Annotated in this window: 2 protein-coding genes; both read right to left on the bottom strand. The window is 56.2% G+C overall.

Going from position 1 to position 447, the window contains the following annotated elements:
- Nucleotides 1-162, bottom strand: a 162-nt coding sequence (locus tag GTGU_RS25240) for a DUF2730 family protein (protein WP_156964248.1), incomplete at its 3' end; no start/stop codon positions are given.
- Entirely contained in the window at nt 163-372 is a 210-nt protein-coding gene (locus GTGU_RS23650; RefSeq protein WP_038163875.1) for a TraR/DksA C4-type zinc finger protein, read from the bottom strand.
- Nucleotides 373-447: the final 75 nt, after the last annotated feature.

Below are 447 nucleotides of genomic sequence, written 5' to 3'. Positions count from 1 at the left end.
ACCATCGACAGCCTGCTCAAGAATGTTCAGACGGCTGCTGACCTTCTCCAGCTCCTCGCGCCGGGCGTAGGTCTTTGCCAGCAGTAACTGGATGATGTTGATACCGGACATCAGCAGTGCCCAGATAATGGCCCAGTTATTCCTGATGATTTCCCACTCCATTCACGCTCTCCGCTCTCTGCGTTGCTGACAGTCGATACAGGTCACCACATCAGGCACCGCAGCAAGCCGGGCCGGTTCAATGGCTTCACCGCAGTCGTTGCAGTGACCGGCGATGATGACCACCTCTGTAACGCGGGTTAAATGGGCATTTAAGGCCCGTTCACGGTACGCCAGCTCCAGGTCACTGACCCGGTCAAGTTCATCGGCCATCAACTGCCGCCGCTACTTTATGTTTGCTGGATTTACTGAAGCGGGCGAAACCGTCCAGCGTACGGAAACCGAGAT

It is taken from the genome of Trabulsiella guamensis ATCC 49490 (genome assembly GCF_000734965.1).
Taxonomy (GTDB): Bacteria; Pseudomonadota; Gammaproteobacteria; order Enterobacterales; family Enterobacteriaceae; genus Trabulsiella; species Trabulsiella guamensis.
Note: the sequence above shows the minus strand (reverse complement) of the source record. Positions and strands in the feature narration are given on the sequence as shown.